The sequence below is a fragment of the Pseudomonas sp. TE6288 genome, assembly GCF_054062095.1.
Genome location: NZ_JBSSEW010000047.1, coordinates 1 through 3,064, shown reverse-complemented (window position 1 = coordinate 3,064; position 3,064 = coordinate 1). Strand labels below are relative to the sequence as shown.

At 58.3% G+C, this 3,064-nt stretch carries 4 protein-coding genes and 3 tRNA genes; all 7 read right to left on the bottom strand.

Annotated elements, in window-relative coordinates; genetic code table 11:
* Positions 1-188, bottom strand: a 188-nt coding sequence (locus tag ACVWY1_RS26035; RefSeq protein WP_244891356.1) for a GTP-binding protein, incomplete at its 3' end; no start/stop codon positions are given.
* Positions 189-267: 79 nt separating this feature from the next.
* A tRNA-Thr gene (locus ACVWY1_RS26030) sits at positions 268-343 on the bottom strand.
* Between the two features lie 28 nt (positions 344-371).
* A tRNA-Gly gene (locus tag ACVWY1_RS26025) sits at positions 372-445 on the bottom strand.
* A 24-nt stretch (positions 446-469) separates the two neighbouring features.
* Positions 470-553 (bottom strand) — tRNA-Tyr (locus ACVWY1_RS26020).
* 152 nt (positions 554-705) lie between these two features.
* Positions 706-1,131 carry a hypothetical protein gene (locus tag ACVWY1_RS26015; RefSeq protein ID WP_110703880.1) on the bottom strand — a complete coding sequence of 142 codons (426 nt, stop codon included), beginning with the start codon at positions 1,129-1,131 and terminating at the stop codon, positions 706-708.
* 11 nt (positions 1,132-1,142) lie between these two features.
* A complete protein-coding gene (locus tag ACVWY1_RS26010) occupies positions 1,143-1,892 on the bottom strand; it encodes a pantothenate kinase (protein ID WP_139668113.1) in 750 nt (249 codons plus the stop codon).
* A complete protein-coding gene (birA, locus tag ACVWY1_RS26005; RefSeq protein WP_102684361.1) occupies positions 1,882-2,841 on the bottom strand; it encodes a bifunctional biotin--[acetyl-CoA-carboxylase] ligase/biotin operon repressor BirA in 960 nt (319 codons plus the stop codon). The genes ACVWY1_RS26010 and birA overlap by 11 nt, the downstream gene beginning before the upstream one ends.
* Positions 2,842-3,064 lie beyond the last annotated feature (223 nt).

Genomic DNA, 3,064 nt, shown 5'->3' with positions numbered 1-3,064 from the left:
ATGGTGATACCGCGAGCTTTTTCTTCCGGAGCCGAGTCGATCTTGTCGAACTCAACGACGGCCGAACCGAAAACTTCGGAGCAGACGCGGGTCAGCGCTGCAGTCAGAGTGGTCTTACCGTGGTCAACGTGGCCGATAGTGCCGACGTTAACGTGAGGTAGCGAACGATCAAACTTTTCCTTAGCCATCGATACAGTCCTCCGCAGAAGAAATAGTCATACCGCTGATAAAACAAAGGCAGATATTTTCATATCTGCCTTGTTTATATGGAGCTCTTGAGCGGACTTGAACCGCTGACCTCACCCTTACCAAGGGTGTGCTCTACCAACTGAGCTACAAGAGCGAAACACTTTGTGCAACAACAGCAAACTTGGAGCGGGTAGCGGGAATCGAACCCGCATCATCAGCTTGGAAGGCTGAGGTTCTACCACTAAACTATACCCGCGGAGCTTGCAGCTCTCGCTAAAACTGGTGGAGGGAGAAGGATTCGAACCTTCGAAGCTCTCGCAACGGATTTACAGTCCGTCCCCTTTGGCCGCTCGGGAATCCCTCCAGATGTGGCCGGCATTCTATTTGTCTGCCGCCCCAGTGTCAAGCGTTTTTTCAAATTTTTTCAATCAAATCTGAAACTTAGCTGCTTTGACACTGCCTCCAGATCTACCACCTAAGTGATGTTCCCTGTGAAGCGGGCGCCATTCTATCAAGCTATTCAGCAGTTGCAATACCCTCGCACAAAATAATTTTGTGTTTTAAGTCTTTGAAATCCTTGGAAAGAGTCGAGAGCACAGCGGGGTCCAGCAAACGCTCGCTTTCCGGGGCAACCTTGAGCCATAGCCCCTCGGCACCCGGGAGCTGACCAACCACTGGCAGGGCAGCGATATCCAGACTGACCAGCCGCTGACGCAAGGCCTCGAGTTGCTCGGGCGCAGTCATCCCCCCAACAACCAGACATTCGTCACGGCGTCGGGCGGGCGCCGCAACTCCGGTTTCACGCAACAGGCGGATTTCCTGCTGGGAACCTTTGTACAAAGCCAACGGGGCGACTTCCTTGACCCTCAGGGGAGCTTCCTGCTGATGCCACACGTAATAAAAGACGTTGAGCACAACCAACAGCAGAAACAACCAGCGCATAGTCAGTCACCTCAGTTCAATGGACAGGCCATGGCCAAACCGACGAATACCAGGTCCGGCACGATCCGAGCCTTCGGCGCCGCCTCCTGCACCAAGGGCGCATCTCCACCAGTCAGAAAGACAGTGAAGTCCTCACCCCACATCGCCCTGGCCTGCTCGACCTGGGTACGGGCGAAGCCCTGGAGCATCAGCACACAACCACGCTCGACCGCCTCGACGGTCGAGCGCCCCGGCGCCAGGCTGTTCAGGGCGCGCTCGGCCGACGCATCGTCATAGCGAATACGCCGGGTATGGGTACGCAACTGGCTACGCATCAGCGGCATGCCCGGGCAGATGTAGCCACCAAGGTGCTCACCATTGGCCGCGACGAAATCGGCCTTGGCCGCAGTGCCGAAATCGATGACCAGGCAAGCACGCTTGGCCAGGTGATAGGCGCCCAGCGCCCCCAGCCAGCGGTCCATGCCCAGGCGCTGATAATCGTCATAGCCATTGCGCACGCCAGCCATTTCCCTCACAGGCTGGGCCACGTTTGCCTCGACACCGAACGAGGCCTGGATCAGCGCACACAGCGATGAAGTTTCCTCTTCACTGCGTACACTGACCATGCGGCAAGCAGTCAGACGCAGGCTCGAGAGCCCCGCGACAGCTGCGACCAATGCCTGGTCGGAGTCCACGATGCCACCACCGTTGATGGTGGCGTCGGCTGAATGGATGACGCGCCACTTGATAAAGCTGTTTCCACAATCGAGCTCAAGAATCATCACGCAACCTCAGGCTCAGCTCGCCGCCGCTGAAGCTCTTCTCCACACCATCGACCTCCAGACGCAAGCCGCCCTGGCCATCCACCCCCAGCGCGACGCCTTCGATACGCGAGGTGCCCGCGACAAGTGAAACTTTACGCCCCTGCCAAAGATGCGCCTGTTCCCATTCTTCCTGGAACGCAGCGAAACCATAGCGGCGATGGCGACCAAGCTCGTGTTGCAACTGCTGGCTGAGCACCGCCACCAGATGGTTGCGATCCACCAATTGCCCAGCTTCGCCGCGCATAGAGGCCCATTGCTGATCGATCTGTTCGTTGCCCTGCATGTTTACATTGATACCAATACCCAGCACTACATGGCAGACGTCCGCAGGATCCCCGACCAGCTCCAGGAGGATCCCGGTGATCTTGCGCCCGCCGGCAAGGACATCGTTGGGCCACTTGAGCCCCACATCCTTTAGCCCGAACGCCTGCAGTGTACGCATTACCGCCAGGCCGACCACCAGGCTCAAACCCTCGAGCTGACGCATGCCACCATCGATGCGCAAGACCAGGCTGTAATAGAGGTTTTCGGCAAAAGGACTGACCCACGGGCGCCCGCGCCGACCGCGACCTGCACTCTGGCGCTCGGCCAGCACCAGAAACGGCGCAGCCTGCCCTTGCGCGACCAGCCTTAGCCCTTCGGCATTGGTGGAGTCGATGGTTTCGTGAATGAACACCGGCCATGGCTCGCCCTGGGAGAACTTGGCGATCGCCTGCGCTTCGAGCAGGTTCAACGGCGCCGCCAGCTGATAGCCGCGGCCACGGACCTTGTGAATGGTCAGGTTCAGTTCGCTCTCCAGGTGCTGCAGCTGCTTCCAAACGGCGCTGCGACTCACCCCAAGGGCGGCCCCCAGGGCTTCTCCGGAATGGAACCGGCCATCCTTGAGGAGGTTCAACAACTTCAGCATGCCAATCTCGACTCGAAATAAGGCTGGCATGATAGCCACGCCCCGAGGGCTTGCATAGGAAAAGGGCTACCGTTGGCATTGCAGGCGACGCGCTCCTACAAGGGAGCGCATCGACTTGCCAAAAGCACAAAAGACAAAACCCCTACCTGCTCGCGCAGATAGGGGTTTTGCGAAATGAATCTTGACGATGACCTACTCTCACATGGGGAAACCCCACACTACC

What these genes read in the sequence shown, in the direction of transcription:
- ACVWY1_RS26015 (WP_110703880.1), bottom strand. Translation starts at nt 1,131, where the DNA reads ATGCGCTGGTTGTTTCTGCTGTTGGTTGTGCTCAACGTCTTTTATTAC.
- ACVWY1_RS26010 (WP_139668113.1), bottom strand. Translation starts at nt 1,892, where the DNA reads ATGATTCTTGAGCTCGATTGTGGAAACAGCTTTATCAAGTGGCGCGTC.
- birA (WP_102684361.1), bottom strand. Translation starts at nt 2,841, where the DNA reads ATGCTGAAGTTGTTGAACCTCCTCAAGGATGGCCGGTTCCATTCCGGA.